Raw genomic sequence first — 26,508 nt, 5'->3', positions numbered from 1 at the left:
TTTTAGTTTGATAACTTTTGCAAAAACACATGTGCAGATATTGTTGATAAAAGATATTTTGATAAAAAAACTGATAAAAAAATTAAAATACATTGATTATAAATATAATGAATAAGAAAACTAACATTTAAATAACAACTTATTCACAAATTTATCAACAACCTGTGAATAAGTTGTTATTTTTGTGGCTACAATTTATTTAAGTTATCAACAGTTTATTTTTATAATAGCAAATTATCAACAGATTATCAATAAGAAAAATAATTTTGTCTACAGCTGTGTGTAGATAATTCTTAAGTTGTTGATAATTTTCTTATTTTAAAAAGTCTTGTTGACATCCTCCTTAATTAACGTTATAATTTTTATAGCATTTTTTAGGTTTTAGGAGGTGTGGCAATGCTTCGCACTTATCAACCCAAAAAAAGACATAGAAAAAAAGTGCACGGTTTTAGAAAGAGGATGTCTACCAAAAGTGGTCGCAATGTTTTAAAAAGAAGAAGACAAAAAGGTAGACATAGATTGACAGCGTGAGGCCTTTAGGGCCTTTTTTACAATCCGGAGGTATAAATGAGTAACAAGATTATAAAAATTAAAAAAAGTTATGAATTTAAAAAGGTTTATTCAATTGGAAAATCTGTTGCTAATCAGTTTGTTGTAATGTATTATATGGAAAATAATTTAGGTTTTAATAGAGTTGGCTATTCAGTGAGTAAAAAAATAGGTAAAAGTGTGGTAAGAAATAGAGTTAGAAGGCTTTTACATGAAAGTTTTAGATTTTTAGATATTGAGATAAAAACAGGTTTTGATATAATTTTTGTCGCAAGAGGGAAAATTGTAGAGGCTGATTTTCACACTTTAAAAAATTCCATGAGAAAATTGATTATGAAAACACCTCTTTATGCGGGGAATGAAAGATGAAAAATGTTGTTATTTTTTTAATTAAGTTATATCAAAGATATATTTCGCCTATGAAGCCAAGGACCTGTAGATTTTACCCAACTTGTTCTCAATATTCTATAGAAGCAATATCAAAGCATGGACTTTTAAAGGGCGGAATTATGTCAATTTGGCGGATTTTAAGGTGCAATCCCTTTAATCCCGGGGGATATGACCCTGTAAAATAAATTTTTGGAGGTATATTATGGCAACAATTGCTATGTATTTAGGACAATTGTTAGAATTTATACATCATTATGTGGGGAATTATGGTATCGCTATAATTATTTTTACTATTTTAATAAGGATACTTCTTTTGCCTTTTTATATACAGCAAATGAGCACAATGAAAAAGATGAAAGAAATACAGCCTCTTATAGAAGAACTTCAAAAGAAGTATGCTAAAGACCCTCAAAAATTAAACATGGAAACAATGAAATTGTATCAAGAGAAAAAAGTAAATCCTTTCGGTGGATGTTTACCTATGCTTTTGCCTTTGATAATATTGTGGCCGCTTTTTACGATGCTTAGAACCTATCCAGCTTTTTCAACTGCTTCTTTTTTATGGATGCATAGCCTTGCACAAAAGGACCCTTATTATATAATTCCTATTTTAGCTACTGTGACTACTTATATATCTTCTGCAATGGTAGCAACAGACAAGAGTCAAAATTCTATGAATATAATGATGTCAATTTTTATGGGATGGGTAACTGTTTCTTTGCCGGCAGGGGTAGGAATATATTGGGTTACAAGCAATATATTCCAGATAGTGCAGCAGTATATTTTTATGAGAGAGACCAATACTGCTAAGGGGGAATCATAAGTTGAAAGAGCTTATAAGGACAGGTAAGACGGTGGAAGAAGCTGTAAATCTTGCCTTGCAGGAATTTGGCGTACCGAGGGAAATGGTAGAAGTAGAAGTGTTGGATGAAGGGGGTAAAGGTTTTCTAGGTCTTATAAGCAAGCAGGCAATAGTTAAAGTGATTTTAAAAGATGTAGTAAAGGAGAGTGCTAAAAATTTTTTACAGCAAGTAATTGAAGCGATGAAATTAGATGTTAAATTTGATATAGAAGAAGATGAGGATACTATAAAATTTAATTTATATGGAAAAAATGTAGGGTTGCTGATAGGTCATAGGGGAGAGACATTAGATTCATTGCAATATCTTGTAAATGTCGTTGCTAGCAAGTATAGAGAATATGATAGATATAGAAGGATTATATTAGATGCAGAAAATTATAGAAAAAGAAGGGAAGAGACTCTAATTAGGCTTGCAAAAAAATTAGCCAAACAAGTAATGGAGACAAAAGAAAGCGTTGAGTTAGAGCCGATGAGTCCTAATGAAAGGCGAATAATCCACATGGCTTTGCAGGACCATCCATATGTAGAGACTTATAGTGAAGGAGAGGAGCCTAACAGAAGAGTCATAATAGCTTTAAAATAATACCCTGTCAAGGGGGTTTTTTTATATTTGTGATTGAAAAGCCAAAAACATTGGTATATTATTTTATAAGACAATTTTTTGGTTGGTGATGAAAATGGTTTTTGATACAATTGCAGCTATTTCCACTTTTCCAGGGGAAGCAGGAATTGGAATAGTTAGAATAAGTGGAGATGATGCTTTAGAGATAATTTCAAAAATTTTTAAACCCTATAAGCCTAAAGATATAAAAAAGGTGAAAAGTCATACTTTGCACTATGGACACATAGTAGACCCAGAAACAGAAGAAGTATATGACGAGGTTTTAGTATCTATTATGAAAAAACCTAATACCTATACCAGAGAAGATATAGTTGAAATAAATTGTCATGGAGGAATAGTAGTTACTTCTAAAATTTTGGAATTAGTATTAAAACAAGGTGCTCGTTTAGCTGAACCAGGGGAATTTACAAAAAGAGCTTTTTTAAATGGGCGAATTGATTTATCTCAAGCCGAAGCAGTTATAGATATAATTACCGCTAAGACTATGCTTGCTAATAAATACGCTCAAAAGCAGTTATCAGGTCATATAGGGCAAAAGATGAAAGAATTAAAAGACAAAATCATGGGTCTATTAGTCCATCTTTTAGCTTTAATAGATTTTCCTGAAGATGATGTGGAGGAACTTGAGAGAAAAGAAATGTTAGAAACTGCCAAGGAAATAGTAGAAGACATCGATAAACTCATTGTATCCTCTGAAAGTGGAAGGGTTATAAGAGAAGGACTTAAAACTGCCATAATTGGTAAACCAAATGTGGGTAAATCTTCTCTTTTAAATGCCTTATTGAAAGAAAATAGAGCTATTGTCACAGACATACCAGGAACTACCAGGGATATTATTGAAGAATATGTTAATGTAAAAGGTATTCCAATAAAACTTATTGATACAGCAGGAATTAGAGATACAGACGAATTGGTGGAAAAAATAGGAGTTGCTAAAAGCAAAGAAGTTCTGGCGGAAGCAGATTTAATATTGTTTGTGCTGGATGCCTCAAGAGAGTTAACTAAAGAAGACTACGAAATTTTCGACATTTTGGTAGGTAAAAATATTGTATTTGTGTTGAATAAAATCGATTTACCTAAAAAAATTGATGAAAAAGAATTAAAAAATCTTACCAAAGATGGTATAATAATAGAGGTTTCCACTGTTGAAAAAATTGGGCTACAAGAATTGGAAGACACAATATACAATTTGGTTTTTAAGGGAAATATAAATGTTAAGGAAGACGAAATAATTACAAATTCAAGGCACAAGGAAGCCCTTATCAATGCAAAAAAATATATGGAAAGTGTTGTAGAAGCCATTGAGAGGGAGTATAGTGAGGATTTAATTACAATTGATTTAAATGCAGCTCTTGAGCAAATAGGGAAAATTACTGGTGAAACAGCAACTGAAGATTTAATAAATCAAATTTTTGAAAGATTTTGTGTTGGAAAGTAGGTGAAAAGTATGAGATTTATTGCTGGAGAATATGATGTGGTAGTTGTTGGGTTGGGACATGCGGGCAGTGAGGCTGCTCTCGCTTGTGCAAGGTTAGGACTTAAAACAGTAGGTTTTGCTGTAAACTTAGATTCTATTGCTTTGATGGCTTGCAATCCTTCTATTGGGGGTCCTGCCAAGGCTCAGTTGGTGAGAGAGATTGACGCTTTAGGTGGGGAAATGGCTATAAATACTGACAAATCGCTACTACAAATTCGCACTTTAAATACCAGTAAAGGCCCTGCTGTAAGGTCTTTGAGAGCACAAGTTGACAAAAAACTTTACCAGATGAACATGAAGTACACTTTAGAAAGACAAGAAAACCTTGATATAAAACAGGCGGAAATTGTAGACATTTTGGTAGAAGACAACAAAGTCACGGGGGTTGTGACAAAATTAGGTGCGATATATAAATGTAAGGCTTGCATTATTACTACAGGGACCTTCTTAAAAGGAAGGGTTATAATTGGTGATGTAAGTTTTAACAGTGGACCTAGCGGGCTTTTTCCAGCTAATGAGCTTTCTGAGACTTTGAAAAGATTAGGTTTTAAATTGATGAGATTTAAAACAGGTACTCCTGCGAGAGTTGATAAAAGAAGCATTGATTTTTCCAAAATGGAAATACAGCCGGGGGATGAAGTTATTACTCCTTTTTCCTATATGCATGATAAAATCGAAATAGAACAGTTACCCTGTTGGCTCACTTATACGAATAAAAGAACTCATGAAATAATAATGGCAAATATTGACCGTTCTCCTCTTTTTAGTGGTGAAATAACAGGAGTAGGAGTAAGATACTGTCCCTCTATTGAAGATAAAGTTGTAAAATTTCCCCACAAAGAAAGGCATCAAATTTTTATTGAACCAGAAGGATTAAATACTTATGAGATGTATGTACAAGGTATGTCTTCTAGTTTACCTGAAGATGTACAACTGGAATTTTTGAGGACTGTTCCCGGTCTTGAAAATGTAAGAGTGATGAGGCCAGCTTACGCTATTGAATATGACTGTATAGACCCAACACAATTAAAAGCTACTTTAGAATCTAAAAAAATTGAAGGGTTGTACTTTGCAGGACAAGTCAATGGCACATCTGGATATGAAGAAGCGGCTGCTCAAGGCTTGATGGCGGGAATAAATGCTGCTATGAAGCTTTTAAACGAACCTTCTGTAATTTTGGATAGGTCTCAAGCTTATATAGGAGTGCTAATTGATGATTTAGTGACAAAAGGTACAAATGAGCCTTATAGGATGCTTACTTCGAGAGCGGAATATAGACTTCTATTAAGACAAGATAACGCAGATTTTAGATTGACAGAGCTAGGGTATAAAATTGGCCTTGTAACAGAAGAAAGATATCAAAAATTTTTAAAGAAGAAGATCCAGTTAGAAAAAGAGATGCAAAGACTTCCTGGCGTCATAGTAAAACCTTCTGAGGAAGTCAACAATTTCCTCATATCTAAAGGAAGTACTCCTTTAGTTACAGGAATTGACCTTTATACTTTGTTAAAGCGACCTGAAATTGATTATAAGTCTACTAAATTTTTGGATAAAGATAGACCGCATGATATTTTAGATAGTGTGGCTGAACAAATAGACATAAATATTAAATATGAAGGATATATAATGAAACAACTAAGGCAAGTTGAACACTTTAAAGCATTAGAAAACAAAAAAATTCCAGAAGATATTGATTATTATCAAATTCATGGTTTGAGCAATGAAGCAAAAGAAAAATTGACAAAAATAAGACCTACTTCAATTGGACAGGCTTCTCGTATTTCAGGAGTTTCGCCTGCTGATATTTCTGTGCTTTTAATTTACATGCAGCAGTTAAGGAGAAATAAAGAAGATGAAGAACAAATCGGTTGATATGCTAATTGAGGGCGCTAAAGAGTGGGGTATATTTTTGGAAATGTTCCATGTGGAACATTTCCAAAAATATTATGCTCTTTTATTAGAATGGAATCAGAAGATGAATTTAACGGCAATTACAGAAGAAAGTGAAGTTGTGATTAAGCATTTATTAGATAGCTTATCTGTGGTTAAGAGTGGGAAAATAAAAGGGGAAGAAAAAATTATAGACGTTGGTACAGGGGCTGGTTTTCCTTCTATTCCTTTAAAAATTGTGTTTCCTAAATTAAAAGCTACTCTTTTAGACTCTTCTAAAAAAAGAATTACTTTTTTAGAAGAGGTTATAAATAAATTGGGCATAAATGAAATAGAATTAATTCATGGAAGAGCAGAAGATATAGGAAAAGACATAAAATATAGAGAACAATTTGATTTATCTGTGGCAAGAGCTGTTGCACCTTTAAATGTTTTATTGGAATATACTCTTCCTTTTGTACAAGTAGGTGGGTATTTTATTGCTTTAAAAGGAAGAGAAGTTGAGGAAGAAATAAAGAGCAGTCAAAAAGCTTTAAAGGAGTTAAAAGGTGAAATTGAGGAGGTAAAGCAAATCAGACTTCCTTTTAGTGATATACTTCATCATTTGATAATTATAAGAAAAGGAGATAACTGTCCTCTGAAATATCCCAGAAAGGCCAATGCTATAAAAAGGTCTCCTTTGTGAAGTTAGAAGTTTGTCATCAATGCACTTTACGCATAAAAGTGTAATGTCTTTATGATATGTTGGCATTTTGCATAAGTGAGTGACTTAACAGCCCGGCACTCAACTTAAACATGTTAGAAAAAAGTAATAAGAGAGAGGACTAGCGTGTTCAGTTGAGTGCCGGGAAACTTAGCGAGACAGAGAGAGGTCGGCGGAGCCGCAGCCTTGTGAGGGCGGAGGCGGGCACCTGAGGAAAGGATGCCGCTGACGCAGAAGCCCCGCCTGAGTCCGAGGCCGAGCGCTAGTTTAGTCTGTGATGTTACCGGAGCAAACGATGCAAAATGCCAACAAAAATAGAACTTTGTCAACAAACTGAGAACAGGTTAGACTGTTCTTTTTTATTTTTATAAAAATTTTTATGGTATAATTTTAGTATATCAATCTTGGAATGAGGGAAGAAAAAATGTTAAAATTTAGAGCGAGCTTTTTAGTTGCGAGAGTTGTCATTGTTGAAAAAGGAAAAGTTCTTTTAGTAAAACATCAAGAGGGGGAGGAAGTAGCATGGGTTTTTCCAGGAGGTAGGGTAGAAGAAAATGAATCAGTAGCAGTTGCCGCTATAAGAGAATGTAAAGAAGAAACAGGCTATGACATTAAGTTGAACGGAGTGTGTTATATTCAAGAATATGATATTTACTATGTAACATATTTTTATTCTTCTATTATTGGAGGAAAATTGACCTTAGGAAGTGACCCTGAATTACCTAAAGAGAAACAGGTTTTAAAAGAAGTAAAATGGGTTGATCTTAAGGATTTGAAAAACTATCAAGTTTACCCTCAAAAATTGGCGGAACTCATACAACAAAAAGATTTTTTCAATTGTCTTATTCCTATTCCTGAGACTTTTTTATAATTTAAACAATATATTTGAATTTAAGGAGGAATTTTACATTATTTGTCGAATATATATGTTAGAAAATCTATTATTGTTTTAAAAAAGTGGGGTGTGTAAAGGTGTTGTCGAGCAAAATGCAGGAAATCTCTTATTTGCCGATTGACTCTATAAGACCTAGTCCTTATCAGCCCAGGAAGACTTTTGATATAAAAAATTTACAAGAATTATCCGAATCAATCAAAGTTTATGGAGTGCTGCAACCTATTACTGTGAGAATGATAGGTAACAATTCCTATGAATTAGTAGCGGGGGAAAGGCGGTTAAGAGCCTCAAAGTTAGCAGGACTTACTGAAATACCGGCAATAATTGTAAATGCTCAAGATGAAGATGCAGCTGTTTTAGCTTTAATTGAAAACTTACAAAGAGAAGACCTGAATTTTATCGAGGAAGCTGAAGGATATTACAATTTGATAAACGATCACCATTTGACGCAGGAACAGTTAGCAAAAATGTTGGGCAAAAGTCAATCGACTATTGCCAATAAGCTGAGAATTTTAAAGTTAAGTAAAGAAATAAAAGAAAAGTTATTAGAAAATGATTTAACAGAAAGACATGCCAGAGCCCTTTTAAGGCTTCCTGATGAAGAATTGCAAAAAAAAGCTTTAGAAGTAATTGTAAAGAAAAAGTTAAATGTAAGCCAAACGGAAAAACTTATACAAGATATGATAGATAAAATTACTAAACAACAGGAAGAAACAAAAAAGGCAAACAAAAAGATGATGAAATTTTATAAAGACATAAGAATTTTTGTAAATACAGTGAAACAAGCTGTAGATTTAATGAAAAAATCTGGTGTGCCGGCAGAATATATTGAAAATGATAGGGAAGAATATGTAGAGTTTGTAATTAAAATTTCTAAAAAGTAAAAAACTTTTTCACCCCCCCTTGATAATGTTCCATGTGGAACATTGGTATAAACAATGATATAATAGACATATAAGTTTAGCATCCTTAAAGAGGTATTTGTACGCAAAAGGGGGTGAAAAAATGGGCAAGGTTATTGCTATTGCAAATCAAAAAGGTGGTGTAGGTAAAACTACTACAACTATAAACTTAGGATATTCTTTAGCAGTGCAAGGGAAAAAAGTTTTATGTATAGATATAGATCCTCAAAGTAATATGACGAGTGGCTTTGGGATAAACCCGGCTTCTTTAAAACACACTACATATACGGTATTGATTGAAGAGGAAGACATAAGAAATGCAATAATATATTTGAATGATTTAAAGGTTTCAATAGTTCCCTCCAGTATTCAATTGGCAGGAGCAGAAATCGAATTAGTTCCTATGCTTTCGCGAGAATATAAATTAAAAAATGCTGTAAATCAAATTAAAGATGGATTTGACTATATATTAATAGATTGCCCTCCATCTCTTGGACTTTTGACTATAAACGCTCTTACTGCTGCTGATTCAGTAATTGTTCCAATTCAGTGCGAATACTATGCTTTAGAAGGACTTACTCAGCTTATGAACACAATCAATCTCGTAAAAAAGAGCTTGAATCCTGAATTGGAAATAGAAGGTGTAGTTCTTACTATGTTTAACGCTCGGACAAACTTATCTATACAAGTGGTAGATGAGGTGAAAAAATTTTTTAAAGACAAAGTTTATAGAACGATTATTCCACGAAATATTCGCTTAGGAGAAGCACCAAGTTTCGGAAAACCAATTTCTATATATGACCCTAATTCTAAAGGAGCAGAGGCTTATGATGAATTGGCATTAGAAGTGATAGAAAGGGCAGGGATATGAAAAATTTACAAAGGTGGTGATGAAATGGCTGGTAAAAAGGGGTTAGGTAGAGGATTACAGGCTCTTATACCGGAATATCAAACAGAAGAACTGCAAGGGGTAGAAACGATAAATATAGCCTATATTCATCCCAATCAATACCAACCGAGAAAACAATTTGATGAAGAAAGTTTAAAAGAATTAGCAGAATCTATTAAACAACATGGAGTTATTCAGCCAATTATAGTAAGAAAGGTAGATTATGGATATCAAATAGTAGCAGGGGAAAGACGTTGGAGAGCTGCTAAAATTGCGGGACTTTCGGAAATACCAGCAATTGTGAAGGATTTTGATGATTTACAGGTTATGGAAATAGCCTTGATTGAGAATTTGCAAAGGGAAGATTTAAATCCCATCGAGGAAGCTAAAGCATATAAAGCATTGATAGAACAATTTCATCTTACACAAGAAGAGATATCTAAAAAAATTGGCAAGAGCCGTTCGGTAATTGCAAATAGCATAAGACTTCTCAATCTCGACGATAGAGTGCAAGAAATGTTAGTGAAAGGTGATATAACAATAGGCCATGCAAAGGTTATACTTTCTTTACCAAATAAAAGTTTACAGTATGAAGCAGCAAAAAAAGTTGTTGAAGAAAATTTAAATGTAAGAGAAACAGAAAATTTAGTAAAGAATCTATTGCGTAAAAATGAAAAAATCACGAAAAAACTAAAGTTGGACAAGATAGATGTGCATGTTAAGGAAATAGAAGATAATTTATGCAGTTTTTTAGGAACAAAAGTAAAAATATCTCAAAGAAGTAAAGATAGAGGAATTATACAAATAGAATATTACAGTGAGGAAGATTTGACAAGAATTATTGAAATCATTTATGGAAAGGGCTAAAAGTATTATAGGCCAAATATAAAAGTCTCCTATTTTTTATGGAGACTTCGGACTGTAGACAAACTTTCGGAAAGCGGATATTTTGCATAAGGAGCGACTTGTGACAAAGCGCTAACAAAACTTAGCGAGACCGAGGGTGAAGGCAGGGCCGTAGCCAAGGACGGCGGAGGCGGGCACCTGAGGCAAGGACGCCGAATGTGCCCGGAACCCTGCCGGAGCCCGAAGGTCGAGTTTAGTTTTGTCGCTTTGGAACTCCGGAGTGACGATGCAAAATATCCGCTTTAAAAATTTTTTTGACTTTGTCAACAAGCTGAAGTCTCCTATTTTTATGGAGGCTTTTAATTTTATCAAATTCTACAACAATTTTATCGTTTTTAAAGTAAAACAAGGGATTTAATTAGTTTTTTATTGCTAACGAGAAAAAATAAATATAAAATATACTTAAGAACCCTAAAAAGTAGATTTACATATATTAATAGGAGGAGATTTAATTTAAAGGAGATAGGATGATGATTTATTTTGATAATGCTGCTACTTCTTGGCCTAAACCGGAGGAAGTGTATAGGGAAGTAGAGAAAGTTTTAAGAAACTGCGGAAACCCTGGAAGAGGCGGACACAAAATGGCACTTGAATCAGGAAGGGTTATTTTTGAAGCCAGGCAAGAGATATGCAGCATTTTCAATATTAAAGACCTTATGAGAGTGGTATTTACATCTAATACAACAGAAGCTTTGAATATTGCTTTAAAGGGCCTTTTGAAAGAAGGAGATCATGTAATAACTTCTAGTATGGAGCATAATTCTATGATAAGGCCCCTTATGGCATTGAAAGAAAAAGGAATAGAAGTTACAATTGTGAAAGCAAATGAGGAAGGAAAGATTGACCCTGAGGATATAAAGAAAGCAATTACAAAAAAAACAAAAATGATTGCAATAACCCATGCTTCCAATGTGACAGGTACGATAATTCCTATTGAGGAAATAGGAAATATTGCCCGGGAAATGAATTTAATTTTCTTGGTGGATGCAGCTCAGACGGCGGGAGTATTGCCTATAGATGTAGAAAGACAAAACATCGACCTTTTAGCTTTTCCTGGCCACAAAGGATTGTACGGCCCTCAAGGTACAGGAGGATTATATGTAAGAGAAGGTATAGATGTATTGCCTCTTGAAGAAGGGGGAACGGGAAGTAAGTCAGAGTCAATGTATCAACCTGATTTGATGCCAGACAAATTAGAAAGTGGTACTCCTAATACTCCAGGGATTGCAGGACTAAAGGAAGGAGTGAAATTTGTAAAAAACATAGGTGTAGATGCTATATATCAACATGAAAGAAAGCTTACTAAAATGTTGATAGAAGGATTGGAGCAAATAAAAGAAGTTAAAGTATATGGTCCACAAGAAATAGAAGAAAGAGTTGGAGTAGTTTCAATAACATTAAAAGATAGAGATGTAGGAGAAATAAGTTATATTTTGGATAGAGACTTTGATATAGCTACTCGAGCGGGATTACACTGTGCTCCATTAGCCCATTCAACAATTGGCACACTAAAGACTGGCACTTTGAGATTTGGAATTGGCTATTTTAACACTGAAGAAGAAGTAGAAAAAGCTATAAAAGCTATTGAAATAATTTCGCGAAAAACATTCTGACGAATTGGAGGAGAAACTTATGCAAAATTTTTTAGACATTATTTCTCAAAATGCTACGCTGATTATCTTGTTTTTATCAGTTTTATCAATTATAGAATTAATTTTCATACTTATAATTAATGGGAAATTTTTAAGAATAAACAGGACTTATAATAAGGTAATTAAAACATTGGAAAAAGGAGATGTCTTTGATATTTTTTCTAGAATCCTTACAGAGAATGAAGAGATAAAAAACAAATTAGACAAGTTAAAAATTGATTTAAATTCTTTAGACAAAGAAGGAAAAACAGCAATTAAAAAAGTGGGAATGGTACGGTATAATGCTTTTCCTGATGTAGGCTCTGATTTAAGCTTTTCTATTGCCCTATTAGATAGCAATGACGATGGTATTGTTTTGTCTGGAATATACGGAAGGAATGAGACGGCTACTTTTGCAAAACCTATTGAAAGAGGGCAATCTAAATATCCTCTTTCTGCTGAAGAAGTACAAGCTATAGAAAGAGCTAAAAGAAAAGCTTTGTAAAAAACAAGGAGTGATAACTTTGATTGCGTTTATTGTGAACCCAGTGGCGGGTGGAGGAAGGGCCTATCGGAAGATTCCAGAAATTAGAAGGATTATGAAAAAGAAATTAATCGATTACAAAATTTTTATAACAAAATATGCGGGGGAAGGGAAAATATTAGCAAGAAAAGCAGCTCTTAGTGGATTTAAAGTTGTGGCGGCAGTAGGAGGAGATGGTACTGTACTTGAAGTAGTAAATGGAATAAAAGGTACACAGGCTGTACTGGGAATTATTCCTGTAGGGACAGGAAATGACTTTGCAAGATTTTTCCACATACCTAAAAAGTTAGAAGAGGCTATTGATGTGCTTATAATGGGTAATATTAAAATTATAGACGGAGCTGTGATAAACGATATATTAACTTTTGGAAATATTACAAGCACAGGCATCGCTTCTGAAACAGCGGCAATGGCTGTGCGGTTTAAAAAATTTTTATCTGGAATATGGGTTTATTTGTCTGCCCTTTTAAATGTCCTCTTTAAGTACAAGCCCTATTCTGTAAAGATAAAGATGGATGATAAAGAGTTAAATAGAGAAATAACAATTTTTGCAGCGGGAGTTTTAAGCTATTATGGAGGCGGCTTAAAGCTTTTGCCGGATGCTGATCCTAATGATGGCTATTTAGATGTCATGATTGTTGACAAAATAAGTAAGATTAAATTATTGGTTTTATTGCCCTTAGTTCTTTTTGGAACCCATACTAAACTTAAAATTGTAGAAGTTTATAGAGCAAAAAAAGTAGAAATAGAGGCAGATCGAGAAGTACCTGTTACTGTCGATGGTGAAATATTATATATCAAAAACCTGGAAATAAAAGTGGAAAAAGATGCAATAAAATTATGCACTCTGTAAATTTAATAGAGTATATTGCGTTAAACTCTCAGGAATAATAAATTATGAAACCTGAGAGTTTATTATTTTTTGGAGGCGGATAAATGGCGGAGAAAGTAAAAGGAAAGTTGATTATCATAGGAGGAGCAGAAGACAAAGAGGACAAATGTGAAATATTGAGAGAAGTTGTAGGTTTAGCTGGGGGAAGAGAGAGTAGAATAGTTGTAATGACAACAGCCACAGAAAAACCTGTGGAAGTGGGCAATATGTACATTTCTATTTTTAAAAAATTAGGGGCAAATGATGTAAAAGTTGTAAACATAAATTCAAGGGAAGACAAAGAAATAAACTATGCAAGGGATGTACTTGAAGATTGCAGTTGCGTTTTTTTTACAGGTGGTGACCAATTGAGGATAACCAGTATTTTAGGAGGAAGTGGCATAGATAAATTGTTAAAACAATTGCACAAAGAAGGAACTTTGATTGTAGGTACAAGTGCAGGGGCTTCGGTGATGTCACAAACTATGATTGTGGAGGGAAATGATGAAGATTCTCCCAGGAAATGCACTATCAAAATGGCTCCTGGATTAGGTTTATTAAAAGATGTAATAATTGACCAACATTTTGCACAAAGAGGGCGCATTGGAAGGCTTCTTGCAGCAATTGCTCAAAACCCAAACAATCTCGGAATAGGGATTGATGAAGATACTGCCATAGTTGTAGAAGAAAATGAATTTAGGGTAATAGGGTCAAATGCTGTGACAGTAGTGGAGGGAAGAAAGCTAAAACACTCTAATGTTTCTGAATCAAGTCCTAATGAAATTTTAGCCCTCACCAATGTTATACTTCACATATTGCCATCCGGTTATGGTTATGATTTAGAAAAATGGATACCCAAAGTCAAGCTCAAGGAGGATAAAGTATGATTATTAAAGATATAAGGGTATATCGAGGGAGAAATATATACAGCCATAGACCTGTAATAAAAATGGTAGTAGATATAGAGAGATTGGATATTCCTACAAAAGATATACCCAACTTTAATGAGAGATTGATAAAACGGCTTCCTAGCCTATCAAAACATAGTTGTTCTTACGGATATGAAGGGGGATTTCTAAAGAGATTAGAGGAAGGCACCTATTTACCCCATGTGACAGAGCATATAATTTTGGAACTACAAAATATGCTAGGGTATGATGTAAAATTTGGAAGAGCGAGAAATATAGAAGGGGATTTGTATTATATAATTTATGAATATGGATTAGAAGAGTGTGGCATAAGAGTGGGGAAATTAGCGGTTGAAATGGTAAATAAGTTTATACAGGGGGAAGAATTTGATTTAGAAGAAAGACTAGAAAGAATACGCAATATAATTGCTGAGATAGAACTAGGGCCTAGCACAATGGCTATAAAAAATGAAGCTTTAAAAGCGGGAATCCCAGTTACAAGGGTGGGAAATGGAAGCATTTTGCGGCTAGGTTATGGGAAATATCAAAAAATGATTGAAGGCACAATTTCACAAAATACTAGTTGTATTGCTGTAGACATAGCATCAGATAAAATCTTGACAAAGCAGATTTTAAGAGACCATGGATTTCCTGTGCCGGAAGGAGATGTTGCTTACAATGAAGAAGAAGCGATTGCTATTGCGGAAGAAATTGGATATCCTGTCGCTATAAAACCTTACAACGGAAATCAAGGCAAAGGAGTTCATTTAAACATAACCAATAAAGAAGAAGTAAGTATAGCTTATAGAAACGCCAAAGCTTACAGTGACCTTGTTATTGTAGAAAAACATATAAAGGGAAAACATTACAGAGTATTAGTTGTAGGTGAAAAAGTAGTAGCGGTAGCTGAAAAAATTCCTGCCCATGTGATAGGAGATGGAATTCATACTATTGAAGAATTAGTAGAAATGGAAAATAAAAATCCTTTAAGAGGAAAAGGCCATGAAAAACCCCTTACCAAACTCACAATAGATACGATTTCTAAAATGACCCTTAAAAAACAAGGATTTGATCTAGAAGATATCCCTAAAAAAGGGCAAAAAGTGTTTTTAAGGGAAAGCGCAAACTTAAGTACAGGAGGAATTGCAATAGACAAAACAGATGACATTCACCCATATAACATAGAAATTGCTGTAAGAGCGGCAAAAGCCATTGGCCTTGATATAGCTGGTATAGACATTACAATGGAGGACATAAAAAAGCCTCTAACTAAAGAAAATGGAGCAATAATTGAAATAAATGCATCTCCGGGCATAAGGATGCACCATTATCCTAGCAAAGGTAAACCTAGAAATGTAGCAAAAGCGATTGTAGATATGCTTTTCCCTAAAGGAAGCAAAGCTACCATACCTATTATATCTATTACGGGTACAAACGGGAAAACTACAGTCACCAGGATGACAGCTCATATTTTAAAAACCTATGGCTATACTGTAGGAATGACTTGTACTGACGGCATTTATATCGATGACACCTGTGTCTACAAAGGTGACAATACTGGTCCTAAAAGTGCAAGAACTTGTCTTGCTGATAAAAACATAGATGCTGCAGTGTTAGAAACAGCAAGAGGAGGTATTATAAGGGAAGGTTTAGGTTACGATTTGGCAGATGTAGGGGTGATAACCAATATTTCAGAAGACCATCTTGGCATTGATGGGATAGAGACTTTAGAAGACTTGGCTTTTGTTAAGGCTTTAGTGGTGGAAGCGGTAAAAGAAGACGGTTATAGTGTTTTAAATGCTGATGACCCGATGACCACTTATTTGGCCCAAAGGGCAAAAGGTAAAATAATATATTTTTCAAGGTACGATAATAACCTCACTGTAAAAAAACATATAGAAAAAGGCGGAATAGCAGTATACGTTAAAGACGGTGTCATCGTTATAGCGAATGGGCAAATAATTCCTGTTGTAAAGATAGAGGAGATTCCTGCAGCTTTGTCAGGGAAAGTTTTGTACAACGTGGAAAATGCTCTTGCAGCTATCGCTGCTTCTTATGGAGTAAAAGTGCCTGTAAATATTATTGCAAAAGGTATAAAGACATTTTACTGCGATACTACACACAATCCTGGGAGGTTTAACTTGTTTAATGTAGGTAATTTCCGTGTATTAGTAGATTATGGCCACAACATAGCTGGAATAAAAAGTGTAATAGAAGCAGCACAAAAACTTGATGCGAACAGGCTCATCGGTGTGATAGGAGTTCCAGGAGATAGAATAAATTCTAGCATATTAAAAGTAGGAGAAATTTGTGGTCAAGGATTTGACTTTATATATGTAAAAGAAGATTTAGATTTAAGAGGTAGAAAACCGGGAGAAGTAGCTAAATTATTAGAACAAGGTGCAATAAAAGGGGGTATAGATAGGAAAAAAATAAAGACTATTTTAAAAGAGACAGAAGCATTAAGGGCGGCTATGTACAATGCTGAAGGAGGAGATTTAATAGTAGTCTTTTATGAAAAATATCAGCCAATTATAGAGGTGATAGAGGAGTTTATCAAAAACAAAGATTTGAAAAATATTGAAATAAAATTAGAAAGGGCTTGAGTTTAAGCCCTTACAGACTGTAGACAAACTTTCGTAAAGGAGATATTTTGCATAAGGAGCGACTTGTTACAAAGCGGTAACAAAACTTAGCAAGACCGAGGGTGGAGGCAGGGCCGAAGCCATGGATGGCGAAGGCGGGCACCTGAGGCAAGGAGGCCGATTGTGCCCGGTACCCTGCCGGAGCCCGAAGGTCGAGCTTTAGTTTTGTCGCTTTGGAACATCGGAGCGACGATGCAAAATATCTCCTTTGAATATTTTTTAACTTTGTCAACAAACTGAAAGGGCTTGAGTTTAAGCCCTTATCTTATTTTGTTCATATATTTCATTTATTGTCTTGTATATTCCCACAGAAATTATATCTGCCATTTTCATTACAGTTCTAAGTCTTGTATTTTGAAGCACCATGTATTCCATAAAACCAGAGATATTGACAATTCCTGTAACAAACATATCTCCTACAGGAGGCAGGTCTTTAGAAACCCCCGCTCCAGGCTTTATAGGTCCTTTTCCAACAGAGATATGACCTACGTGGTTTAAAGAACCCAAACAAGCGTCTATCGCTATCATAAAAGGACGTCCATAATTTAAATTTATGTACTTTAAAACCTGATGTATGTTTTTTGCATGTAGTGGTTCTTCTAAAGTACCAAAGACATGGGCTTTTCCTTTAAGAAGAGGCTTTAGTTTATGACCAATTAAAGGTCCCAAGCTATCCCCTGTGGACCTATCAGTCCCTATACACAGCAAAACTATTTCTTTTCGATAATCATATAGTTCTGTCAGGTAGTTAGAGAAAAATTTATAAAAATGCCCTACAGCACTTTTGTCTTCAATATTTATTAACTCCATATGCTTCTCCTTTCTTAAGTTGATAAGTCTTACAAATATATTTTTGTCAACTATGTAAAATTAAATACAGGTAATTTCCGGTTTTAATTATTGAAAAACCTTTCTTACTTGTGTAATATATAAAATATAAAGGAAATAAAGCGGGTGATATGATGGAGACAATAGCTCAACTATACCAAAAATTTTCAAGTCTTTACGATATAAAAATATTAAAAGTAACTTTCGATATCATAAAAATTTTGGTTATAGCTTTTATAGGTATAAAAATAGGAGACATACTTATATCAAGGTTTTACAAATTACAGACAAAAGGAAAAATACAGCTTCCTGAAAGAAAGATAGGCACTTTAATGTCTCTTACCAAAAATATATTGAGATATGTCATTTATTTCATAGCAGCTGCTTCAATACTAAAAATTTTCAACATAGAAATGACATCAATATTGGCAGTTGCCGGAATTGGCAGTTTGGCTATAGGTTTTGGTGCTCAAAATCTAGTCAAAGACGTAATTTCGGGGTTTTTCATAATATTTGAAGATCAGTTTGGAGTTGGGGATTATATAACGATAAATAATTTTTCGGGTCTTGTTGAAGAAGTAGGACTTAGAACAAGCAAAATAAGGGATTTTTCGGGCGATTTACATATAATACCAAATGGAGAAATAAAGACTGTAACAAACCATACACGAGGCAGTATGAGAGCGCTTGTAAATGTAGGTATTCCTTATGAGGAAGATATTGATAGAATAATAAATGTGCTCACACAAATTTGTGAAGATATAAAAAAATCCAGGAATGATGTGATAGAGGGCCCTACAGTCTTGGGAATTACGGATTTTCAGGACTCGCAAGTTTTAATAACGATTATTGCGAAAACAGAGCCTATGAAACAATGGGAAGTTGAAAGGGATATAAGATACAGGATAAAAAAAGTATTTGATAGAGAAAAGATTACATTTCCATATCCGCATACAGATGTTACAATAACAAATATTGACACATAACTTGGTTAGTAATGTGTGAAAATCAAAGCACCTTTTCAGTTGATTTATTAAGTTCATAAATTAATTGAGGTGATTGTTTTGCCAAAAGAACTCCATGTAGGAGATATTGTAAAGATGAAAAAAAAGCACCCTTGTGGTTCTGACGAATGGGAAATTTTAAGAGTGGGCATGGATATTCGCATAAAATGCCTAAAATGCGGAAGAATGGTTTTGATGCCGCGAGCTAAATTTGAAAAGAGCATCAAAAAAATTTTAAAAACAGTTGAAAATCCCTCTGGACAATGATAGAATATGGATATGGATTGCCGCCTTGCCCTTTTTGGGGCCGTTTAGTCCAAAAGGAGGTGAAAAGATGAGGTCATACGAGACAATGTACATTCTCTCTCCAGATTTAAGTGAAGAGGAAAGAAAAGGCTTAATAGAAAGATTTAAAAACCTCATCATTGAAAATGGTGGAGAAATAACCAATTTTGATGAATGGGGTAAGAGAAAATTAGCCTATCCAATTGACAAAAAGCTTGAGGGATATTATGTACTGATGAACTTTAACAGCAACTCAAAGGTTTCTCAGGAATTGGAGAGAGTTTATAAGATCACAGATGGCGTTTTGAGATATTTAATAATAAGAACTGACGAATGATCGTTTATTAATATAAAAAGGTGGGTTAAAAATGTTAAATAAGGTTATTTTAATAGGCCGTCTTACAAAAGACCCTGTGATGAGGTATAGTGCTAACATGGTTCCTGTTACTACATTTACGTTAGCGGTTAACAGGAATTATGTCAGTCAAAGCGGGGAAAGGCCTACAGATTTTATACCCATCGTAACTTGGAGAAAACTTGCAGAAATTTGCGCTAACAATTTAAAAAAAGGCAGATTAATAGCGGTAACTGGAAGCATTCAAACCCGAACATGGGATGATAATAGCGGCAATCGACATTGGGTTACTGAAGTTGTAGCAGATGACGTGAGATTTTTAGAGCCGAAATCTGGTTTTGGCAGCAGTGGCAATGCTGAAGAAAATAGAGATTTTGATGAAGACTTTGACAGTGTATTTGAAGATATACCGGAAGAGTTTGAGGGTTTTACACCTATAGAGAGTGAAGATGATTTACCTTTTTAAAAAGGAGGTTGAAGGATGACAACAGCTAATACGACGGCGAAAGATAACGCAGCTACTAAAAAAAGAGGCAGAAAAGCGAAAAAGCGCGTTTGTGCTTTTTGCACAGATAATATAGATAAGATTGATTACAAAGATGTAGCAAGGCTCCGCAAGTACATCACAGAAAGAGGAAAAATTCTGCCGAGAAGAATTACAGGAAACTGTGCAAGGCATCAAAGGCAGCTTACAAAAGCTATTAAAAGAGCAAGACAGATTGCACTACTACCATATACAGTAGAATAATGATATAATAATAAGAGGGCGATGCCCTCTTTTAGTTTACTATTTAAAAAAGCTGTCAAAAATAAAGGTGGAATAAAAGTATGAAAAATAATCTTGAGATTGCTAAAAACATAAGGAGTATTGAAAATTTAAAAATAAAAATTTTAGGAAAAGTATATTCTCTTTTGAAAGCCTTTAATGAAGATGAAAGTGGAGAAGTGTTAGTAGACAATCTTTGTGATATTTTAATTTCTGCGTACTTATTAGGAGAGAAATTAGGCTATGACTTTGAAGAAATAGATGAAGCGCTTCAAAAAAAACTCAAACTTCAAATTATTGATAAAGACTTTGAAGGAGAATATAATTTTTCTGGATTAGAGAGATACATAAAGGGTAGAAAGCGGGAGTGATTGATTTAATGGATTTACGAAAACTTACCAATGCGGCAATGATGACAGCAATGGCTGTAGTAATGACATTAATAGGAGTGTATATTCCGCCCTTATTTGTGCTATTTTTTTTGATACCAGCTCCCATTGCTATAACTTGTATAAGAAGTTCTGAATCTTATGCTATTGCATCATCTTTTGCTGTATTTATTGTAAATGTAATTTTTACAGATATAGGTACAGCTTTTACAAGTTTATTTTTTGCCTTACAAGGATTTGTTATGGGGTATTTAATATCGAAAAAACGTAAAGCTAGTGAGACACTTATAGATACTTCTGTTGTGTCAATATTTGGTGTGATTGTAATATTTTATTTCATAAAAGTGGCTTTCAAAATAAATGCACTCGATCAGTTTTTTAAGGCAATTGATATGAGCACAAAAGAAGTATTATCTATTTATCAGGGACATCCAAACTTTTCGGCTATAAAAAGCAATTTATTAACAATTGAAGAAATGCTAAAAATGACTTTACCTGCATCTATAATAATCGCGGTCGTAGCTGTCATTTTAATTAATTATATAATTATATCCAAAATCTTAAAAACTCAAAGGGTCTATATAGAAGCACTTCCTCCTTTTGAAGAATGGAAAATGCCTTATGTCACAGGATGGATTTTTATTGGAGTGTTGTTATATCAATATTTTCTAAAGCAACCAGAAGCAATAACTACCAATATAATAGTATTGCTTTCTCTAGGTTTTACTTTAGGAGGCTTGGCGGTAGTAAAATATTATTTAACTCATAAATTGAATATGAAATCATTGGCTGCTAACTTAATCCTTGTATTTTTATTTCTTTTTCCTCTTACCTCTTGGCTATTTACCATAATAGGTATTGCAGATACCAGTATGGATTTAAGGAAATACATGAGTTAGAAAATGAGAGGTGTTTTTGTGGATAAGAAATTTTATAAAATAATTTCTTCTGTCAATGTGATAAATATTTTACTATCAGCTTTATTAATAGTTTTAATGTTTTACTACAACGAGATAATTGCTTCTATTTCATTAATCATCTTTCTTTATGTGCTTTTAAGTGAATACTATGGCGTAAAGAAAAAGCGATTAGAATTGGATAAATATATAGAAAATATATTTTTCAATGTTGATAAGGCATCAAAAAGCGTTTTAGCAAAGATGCCAATTCCTGCCGTTATTTTAAATGATAACGGAGAAATCCTGTGGTATAACTTAAACTATTCTCAGGTCTTTAATGAAGATGAAGAGATAAAGAAATTGATAAAAAAATATGCTGGAAACAAAATAGATGACAAAAAAACCAAATAGAGTTCAATGGCCGGTACTATTCCGTGTTAAAAGTAGATTCTCAAGCAAAAAGAAAAAAGGGAAGGACCTAAGCTGTACTCTTTTATTCCTTGATAACACTGAATACATTCAGCTTAAGAAATCTTTAGCTTTCGATAGACCTGTGGTAGGGCATATAATAATTGACAACTACGAAGAAGCGATGATGGCAATAGAAGATATTAAAAAAGCGGTGGTTTCTTCAGAAATAGAAAAAAAACTTTCAGAATGGGCTTCCTCAATAAAAGCTTTTATGAAAAAATATGATGATGATAAATACTTTGTCGTATTTAAAGAGGAAGGATTAAAAAGCTTAGAAGAAAATAAATTTGAAATATTGGATAAAGTGAGAGAAATTGGAGAAGAGATAAAAATCCCTTTAACTTTAAGCATAGGAATTGGAGCAGATGCCAATGACTTTTTAGCCTTAAATGAATATGCCTCTAGCGCCTTAGACTTAGCATTAGGGCGAGGAGGAGACCAAGCAGTAATAAAAAGAGGAGATAAAATTTCGTTTTATGGAGGAAGAACACAAGCTGTTGAAAAGAGGACAAAAGTAAAGGCGAGAGTAATTGCCCACGCTATAAAAGAGCTCATAAAAGAATCCTCTACCATTTTCATAATGGGTCACAACTTTATGGACTTTGATTCATTAGGTGCTGCAATTGGCATGTATAGAGCCAGCATGTCTTTAGGCAAAAAAGCCTATATAATATTAGATAAATCTAATGTAGCAATAGATGAATTAGTAAAGAAAATACAAAACACAAAAGGCTATGAAGATTTATTTATAAAAAGCAGTGAAGTTAAAAACATGGTGGACCAAAACAGCCTTTTAATAGTTGTTGATACCCATAGACCCAGTTATCTTACTTATCCCGAAATTGTAGATATTATAGACAGAATAGTTGTAATAGACCACCATAGAAGAGGGAAAGAGTTTATTGATAAAGCCTTGCTTGTCTATTTAGAGCCTTATGCTTCTTCTGCTAGCGAATTAGTCACAGAAATTTTGCAATATATAGTAGACAAGATTGACATAAAACCTATAGAAGCTGAGGCTTTAATGGCAGGAATATCAGTGGATACAAAAAATTTCACTTTCAGGACAGGTTCCAGGACTTTTGAAGCAGCCTCCTTTTTGAGGAGAAAAGGGGCAGATACAACCTCTGTTAAGCAGCTTTTCCAAAATGACTTAGATTCTTACATAATAAAAGCTTCAATAGTGAAAAATGCCGAGATATTGGATAACGGCATTGCAATAGCAGTTAGCCCTCCAAATGCCAACAATCTCATCATAGCCCAGGCTGCTGATGAACTTCTTACAATAAAGGGAGTACAAGCCTCTTTTGTCCTTTTAAAAAGAGAAGAAGATGTAGCCATAAGCGGACGCTCTCTTGGAGACATAAATGTTCAAGTTATCCTTGAAAAGCTTGGTGGAGGAGGACATTTAACTGTTGCAGGAGCTCAGGTCAAAAAGCCTATAGAGGAAGTACTGCAAGACTTAAAAAATGCTATTAAAGAATATTTTGAAGAGGAAGGTGAAGACAAATGAAAGTTATATTAGTAAAAGATGTTAAAAATGTAGGAAAAGCAGGAGAAATTGTAAATGTCAGCGACGGGTATGGGAGAAATTATCTCCTTCCAAGAGGACTTGCCATAGAGGCTACAGAATCCAACATAAAAGTGCTTAATGAAAAGAAAAAGGCAGAAGAGAAAAAGAGACAGCAAGAATTAGAAGAAGCAAAAGAAATGGCCCAAAAGCTTTCAAACTTAAGCTTAGTTTTAAAAGTAAAAGCAGGAGAAAATGGTAAACTTTTTGGATCTATCACTTCAAAAGACGTAGAAGAGGCTTTAAAGGAGAAAGGCTTTGACATTGATAAGAAGAAAATATCTTTTGACGAGACTGTAAAGACTACAGGTACCTATTATGTAGACATAAAACTTTATCAAGGAGTCATAGCAAAAGTGAAGGTAGATGTTGTGGCAGAGTAATTAAAGCAAGGGGGGAATAAGGATGGAGTGGAGCAAAATCCCTCCCCAAAACATAGAAGCTGAACAATCCGTCTTAGGGTCAATGCTTTTATCTAGGGATGCTATAATAGACGTTTCTGAAATAATAAAAGCCGACGACTTTTATAAAGAATCCCACAAAAAATTATTCGATGTAATGATGGAGATGTTTGAAAAAGACATCCCCGTTGACCTTGTGACAGTAGTTGATGAACTTAGAAAGCGAAACATGCTGGAGGCTGTTGGCGGAATTGATTATATAGCAAGCCTGTCTTCCAATGTTATTACCACTGCTAACGTATCTTACTATGCAAAGCTTATAAAAGAAAAGGCCACATTGAGAAGGCTCATTGAGGCCTCTTCAGAGATTATGGAGTTAAGTTACGAAGGGGATGACGTAGAAACTGTCCTTGACATAGCAGAACAAAAAATATTTGATATAGCTCAAGGAAGAAACACTACTAATTTTTCACCTATAAAAGACGTGTTAATGAATACCTTTTATAAAATAGAAGAACTTTACAAAAACAAAGGACAGCTTACGGGAATTCCCTCTGGCTTTCCTGACCTTGACTTAAAAACTGCCGGCTTTCAGCCCTCTGACTTTATATTAGTCGCAGCAAGACCTTCAATGGGAAAAACCTCTTTTGCTTTAAATATTGCTCAAAATGCAGCTCTTTTGACAGGCCTTCCTGTTGCCATATTTAGCTTAGAGATGTCAAAAGAGCAGTTGGTAAACAGGCTTATCTGTTCTACTGCCAATATAGATAGCCAAAAGCTTAGGACAGGAAACCTTGATGAAGATGACTGGATGAAACTGGCAGCTGCGATGACTCCTCTTTCTAAAGCTCCTATCTATATTGATGATACCCCTGGAATTGGCGTAATGGACATAAGGGCGAAGTGCCGGCGTCTTAAACTGGAAAAAGGATTGGGCTTGGTGATGATAGATTATCTGCAGCTTATGCAGGGAAGAGGAAGGGCAGAAAACAGGCAACAAGAAATTTCAGAAATATCGAGGTCTCTTAAAAGTTTAGCAAGAGAACTCAATGTTCCTGTAATCACCCTTTCACAGCTTTCCCGTGCACCTGAGTCCAGGTCAGACCACAGACCTATTTTAAGCGATTTGAGAGAATCTGGAGCAATAGAGCAGGACGCTGACATAGTAATGTTTTTGTACAGAGATGATTACTATCATAAAGATTCTGAAAAGAAAAACATAGCAGAAGTTATAATTGCAAAACACAGAAATGGGCCCACAGGGACAGTGGAACTTTTATGGCTTGCACAGTATACAAAATTTGTAAGTCTTGATAAATATAGAACGGAATAATCTTTAGTTTGCTTTTAAGAAGGGATGAAAGTCATTATGGCTCATTTTGATTACCTTAAAAAAGTCCCTTATTTTAATGAACTGGAGGACAAATCCCTTGAAGAGATACATAAGATTTCTATCATAAAATCTTTTAAAAAAGGCTCTATTATTTTCATAGAGGGGGAAAAGGGAGAAGCTATATATTTTGTAAAATCCGGCAAAGTTAAAATATCAAAAACATCTTCTATCGGGAAAGAGTACATTATTAAAATAATGGAAAAAGGGGACATATTTGCTGAGTCTATTCTATTTGCCGGTGGAGAATATCCTGCAACTGCAGAGGCTATAGAGGACTCCGAAGTGATTATGCTAAAAAATAAGGATATAGAAAATTTAATATTAAAAAATACTGAAATAGCCTTAAGCATAATAAAGCTTATGGCAAAAAGATTAAAAAATGTGTCATATATAATAGAGAACCTTGCTTTAAGAGATTCAATAGGAAGGACTGCCTCCGTGCTTTTGACCTTTGCTAAGGAAAGAGGAGTAAATGTTAAAGAAGGGATTTTGCTAAATCTAAATTTAAACAGGCAGGACCTCGCTAACATAATAGGTATATCTAGAGAAACTGTAACAAGAGTTCTAAGCCAAATGGATAAAGAAGGGATTATTAAATTAAATAGAAATAAGGTAATAATAAAAGATATAGAGAGATTAAGAGAAATGTTGTAGACACCGGGGACGGTTCTTGTTGTCCGGAAACAAAAAGCTCTCCAGAAGATGGGGAGCTTTTTGTTTTATTGCCTATTAGAAGACATCATTTCATCAACGGCGGAAACAAAAGCATTGAAAGTTTTGTAATTATAACGTTTATAGCCACAAAAAGGGATACATAAGAAATCAAAATAAACATATAAAGTTTAAATTTTCAGATAATTAACTTTAAACATCACTTATTAAGCTCTTTATTTTACTGCCTTTGAAGCAATTTTACAAATTTAGCCTATTGTAACTTCCAGTTACAAAATTAAAATTTTTCACTGGCGATATATGAAAAAAAGAGAAAAAGAAAGGAAAATATAGATAACTTCGCCAAAACGAAATATTGGGAGGGCTTATAAGCATTTTTGCCATTTTACTGGAAAGAGGTAAGAATGGTAGGATAAAATTGAAAGAAAATTTGGGAGGTGAAGAAAATTGAAGAAAGCTATAGCTTTATTGGCATTAGTAGCTTTTTTACTTGGGATAGTGACGTACATTAACGTAAAGCCCTCCTATATAAATGATAAAAAAGTAATGCAACAATACATGTTAGCAGAAGAAAGAGAACCAAGGGTACATGGAGATATAAATAATCCATGGGGTGGATAGAAGCTTAGAAATTGAAAAATATTTTTAATATCCAATGCTTACATACCGTAGAAGATAAAAACTCAAGAAGGATAAAAAGATATCTATAGAACGGTTTAGATGAAAGCTTTTGAATTTTCCCCAATCTATTATAAATAAAAAAGATGCAAAGCAAAAATAGATTTCAGGCA

General features: G+C 34.1%; 29 protein-coding genes and 1 pseudogene. 29 read left to right on the top strand and 1 reads right to left on the bottom strand.

The window, feature by feature from the left end; translation table 11 throughout:
- Window positions 1-396 precede the first annotated feature (396 nt).
- The 17 genes from rpmH (at window position 397) to cphA (ending at window position 16,645) form a co-directional block, all read left to right on the top strand.
- The gene (rpmH, locus tag THEWI_RS13585) at window positions 397-531 is read left to right on the top strand and encodes a 50S ribosomal protein L34 (RefSeq protein WP_003867410.1); all 135 of its coding nucleotides are present in this window, start codon (window positions 397-399) and stop codon (window positions 529-531) included.
- Between the two features lie 36 nt (window positions 532-567).
- Window positions 568-918 (top strand): ribonuclease P protein component, encoded by a 351-nt coding sequence (gene rnpA / locus THEWI_RS13580; protein WP_014063790.1) that lies wholly within the window; start codon window positions 568-570, stop codon window positions 916-918.
- The gene (yidD, locus tag THEWI_RS13575; protein ID WP_004399512.1) at window positions 915-1,124 is read left to right on the top strand and encodes a membrane protein insertion efficiency factor YidD; all 210 of its coding nucleotides are present in this window, start codon (window positions 915-917) and stop codon (window positions 1,122-1,124) included. The genes rnpA and yidD overlap by 4 nt, the downstream gene beginning before the upstream one ends.
- A 17-nt stretch (window positions 1,125-1,141) precedes the next feature.
- Window positions 1,142-1,762: a YidC/Oxa1 family membrane protein insertase gene (locus THEWI_RS13570; RefSeq protein ID WP_014063789.1), complete on the top strand. Its 621-nt coding sequence runs from the start codon at window positions 1,142-1,144 to the stop codon at window positions 1,760-1,762.
- 1 nt (window position 1,763) lies between these two features.
- Window positions 1,764-2,384: an RNA-binding cell elongation regulator Jag/EloR gene (jag, locus tag THEWI_RS13565; protein ID WP_014063788.1), complete on the top strand. Its 621-nt coding sequence runs from the start codon at window positions 1,764-1,766 to the stop codon at window positions 2,382-2,384.
- A 94-nt stretch (window positions 2,385-2,478) separates the two neighbouring features.
- A complete protein-coding gene (mnmE, locus tag THEWI_RS13560; protein WP_208854399.1) occupies window positions 2,479-3,861 on the top strand; it encodes a tRNA uridine-5-carboxymethylaminomethyl(34) synthesis GTPase MnmE in 1,383 nt (460 codons plus the stop codon).
- Between the two features lie 9 nt (window positions 3,862-3,870).
- Window positions 3,871-5,772 carry a tRNA uridine-5-carboxymethylaminomethyl(34) synthesis enzyme MnmG gene (mnmG, locus tag THEWI_RS13555; protein ID WP_014063786.1) on the top strand — a complete coding sequence of 634 codons (1,902 nt, stop codon included), beginning with the start codon at window positions 3,871-3,873 and terminating at the stop codon, window positions 5,770-5,772.
- Complete coding sequence (gene rsmG / locus THEWI_RS13550) at window positions 5,753-6,475, top strand: 16S rRNA (guanine(527)-N(7))-methyltransferase RsmG (RefSeq protein ID WP_006569843.1); 723 nt, start codon at window positions 5,753-5,755, stop codon at window positions 6,473-6,475. The genes mnmG and rsmG overlap by 20 nt, the downstream gene beginning before the upstream one ends.
- Before the next feature lie 442 nt (window positions 6,476-6,917).
- Entirely contained in the window at window positions 6,918-7,364 is a 447-nt protein-coding gene (locus THEWI_RS13545; protein ID WP_003870002.1) for an NUDIX domain-containing protein, read from the top strand.
- A 101-nt stretch (window positions 7,365-7,465) separates the two neighbouring features.
- Complete coding sequence (noc, locus tag THEWI_RS13540) at window positions 7,466-8,272, top strand: nucleoid occlusion protein (RefSeq protein WP_014063785.1); 807 nt, start codon at window positions 7,466-7,468, stop codon at window positions 8,270-8,272.
- 121 nt (window positions 8,273-8,393) lie between these two features.
- On the top strand, window positions 8,394-9,161 hold the full coding sequence (locus THEWI_RS13535) for a ParA family protein (protein WP_003870004.1): 768 nt from the start codon (window positions 8,394-8,396) through the stop codon (window positions 9,159-9,161).
- A 24-nt stretch (window positions 9,162-9,185) separates the two neighbouring features.
- Window positions 9,186-10,046: a ParB/RepB/Spo0J family partition protein gene (locus THEWI_RS13530; RefSeq protein ID WP_014063784.1), complete on the top strand. Its 861-nt coding sequence runs from the start codon at window positions 9,186-9,188 to the stop codon at window positions 10,044-10,046.
- 509 nt (window positions 10,047-10,555) lie between these two features.
- The gene (locus THEWI_RS13520) at window positions 10,556-11,698 is read left to right on the top strand and encodes an aminotransferase class V-fold PLP-dependent enzyme (RefSeq protein ID WP_041589274.1); all 1,143 of its coding nucleotides are present in this window, start codon (window positions 10,556-10,558) and stop codon (window positions 11,696-11,698) included.
- A gap of 19 nt (window positions 11,699-11,717) precedes the next feature.
- Window positions 11,718-12,221 (top strand): DUF4446 family protein, encoded by a 504-nt coding sequence (locus THEWI_RS13515; protein WP_014063782.1) that lies wholly within the window; start codon window positions 11,718-11,720, stop codon window positions 12,219-12,221.
- A gap of 19 nt (window positions 12,222-12,240) precedes the next feature.
- Window positions 12,241-13,113, top strand: coding sequence for a diacylglycerol/lipid kinase family protein (locus THEWI_RS13510; protein ID WP_014063781.1), 873 nt, complete (start codon window positions 12,241-12,243; stop codon window positions 13,111-13,113).
- Window positions 13,114-13,196: 83 nt separating this feature from the next.
- Window positions 13,197-14,018, top strand: a complete 822-nt coding sequence (locus THEWI_RS13505) for a cyanophycinase (protein ID WP_003870009.1) — start codon at window positions 13,197-13,199, stop codon at window positions 14,016-14,018.
- Complete coding sequence (gene cphA, locus THEWI_RS13500; RefSeq protein WP_014063780.1) at window positions 14,015-16,645, top strand: cyanophycin synthetase; 2,631 nt, start codon at window positions 14,015-14,017, stop codon at window positions 16,643-16,645. Before THEWI_RS13505 ends, cphA begins: the two co-directional genes overlap by 4 nt.
- Window positions 16,646-16,936: 291 nt before the next feature.
- Here cphA and yyaC read toward each other — a convergent pair whose 3' ends face one another.
- Entirely contained in the window at window positions 16,937-17,494 is a 558-nt protein-coding gene (yyaC, locus tag THEWI_RS13495) for a spore protease YyaC (RefSeq protein WP_006569838.1), read from the bottom strand.
- A 149-nt stretch (window positions 17,495-17,643) separates the two neighbouring features.
- On the opposite strand from yyaC, the gene mscS reads away from it, so the two are divergent.
- From mscS to THEWI_RS14410, 12 genes and pseudogenes are all read left to right on the top strand, one after another.
- Complete coding sequence (gene mscS, locus THEWI_RS13490) at window positions 17,644-18,498, top strand: small-conductance mechanosensitive channel MscS (protein WP_003871387.1); 855 nt, start codon at window positions 17,644-17,646, stop codon at window positions 18,496-18,498.
- Window positions 18,499-18,576: 78 nt separating this feature from the next.
- Complete coding sequence (locus tag THEWI_RS13485) at window positions 18,577-18,783, top strand: DUF951 domain-containing protein (protein WP_003867429.1); 207 nt, start codon at window positions 18,577-18,579, stop codon at window positions 18,781-18,783.
- Between the two features lie 67 nt (window positions 18,784-18,850).
- Window positions 18,851-19,138 (top strand): 30S ribosomal protein S6, encoded by a 288-nt coding sequence (gene rpsF / locus THEWI_RS13480; protein ID WP_014063779.1) that lies wholly within the window; start codon window positions 18,851-18,853, stop codon window positions 19,136-19,138.
- Window positions 19,139-19,169: 31 nt separating this feature from the next.
- Complete coding sequence (locus THEWI_RS13475; RefSeq protein WP_006569837.1) at window positions 19,170-19,622, top strand: single-stranded DNA-binding protein; 453 nt, start codon at window positions 19,170-19,172, stop codon at window positions 19,620-19,622.
- Window positions 19,623-19,637: 15 nt separating this feature from the next.
- Entirely contained in the window at window positions 19,638-19,904 is a 267-nt protein-coding gene (gene rpsR / locus THEWI_RS13470) for a 30S ribosomal protein S18 (RefSeq protein ID WP_003867432.1), read from the top strand.
- A gap of 80 nt (window positions 19,905-19,984) precedes the next feature.
- Window positions 19,985-20,293: a MazG-like family protein gene (locus THEWI_RS13465; protein ID WP_003871297.1), complete on the top strand. Its 309-nt coding sequence runs from the start codon at window positions 19,985-19,987 to the stop codon at window positions 20,291-20,293.
- Between the two features lie 8 nt (window positions 20,294-20,301).
- Window positions 20,302-21,210 (top strand): YybS family protein, encoded by a 909-nt coding sequence (locus THEWI_RS13460; protein WP_014063778.1) that lies wholly within the window; start codon window positions 20,302-20,304, stop codon window positions 21,208-21,210.
- Window positions 21,211-21,228: 18 nt separating this feature from the next.
- A pseudogene (locus tag THEWI_RS13455) lies at window positions 21,229-23,194 on the top strand (DHH family phosphoesterase).
- The gene (gene rplI / locus THEWI_RS13450; RefSeq protein ID WP_003871294.1) at window positions 23,191-23,634 is read left to right on the top strand and encodes a 50S ribosomal protein L9; all 444 of its coding nucleotides are present in this window, start codon (window positions 23,191-23,193) and stop codon (window positions 23,632-23,634) included. The pseudogene THEWI_RS13455 and the gene rplI overlap by 4 nt, the downstream one beginning before the upstream one ends.
- 22 nt (window positions 23,635-23,656) lie before the next feature.
- Window positions 23,657-24,985, top strand: coding sequence for a replicative DNA helicase (gene dnaB / locus THEWI_RS13445; RefSeq protein WP_003871293.1), 1,329 nt, complete (start codon window positions 23,657-23,659; stop codon window positions 24,983-24,985).
- 36 nt (window positions 24,986-25,021) lie between these two features.
- Complete coding sequence (locus THEWI_RS13440) at window positions 25,022-25,699, top strand: Crp/Fnr family transcriptional regulator (protein ID WP_014063776.1); 678 nt, start codon at window positions 25,022-25,024, stop codon at window positions 25,697-25,699.
- A 465-nt stretch (window positions 25,700-26,164) separates the two neighbouring features.
- Window positions 26,165-26,338, top strand: coding sequence for a hypothetical protein (locus THEWI_RS14410; protein WP_003871591.1), 174 nt, complete (start codon window positions 26,165-26,167; stop codon window positions 26,336-26,338).
- Window positions 26,339-26,508 lie beyond the last annotated feature (170 nt).

The sequence above is a fragment of the Thermoanaerobacter wiegelii Rt8.B1 genome (genome assembly GCF_000147695.2).
Lineage (GTDB): Bacteria > Bacillota > Thermoanaerobacteria > Thermoanaerobacterales > Thermoanaerobacteraceae > Thermoanaerobacter > Thermoanaerobacter ethanolicus.
Note: the sequence above shows the minus strand (reverse complement) of the source record. Positions and strands in the feature narration are given on the sequence as shown.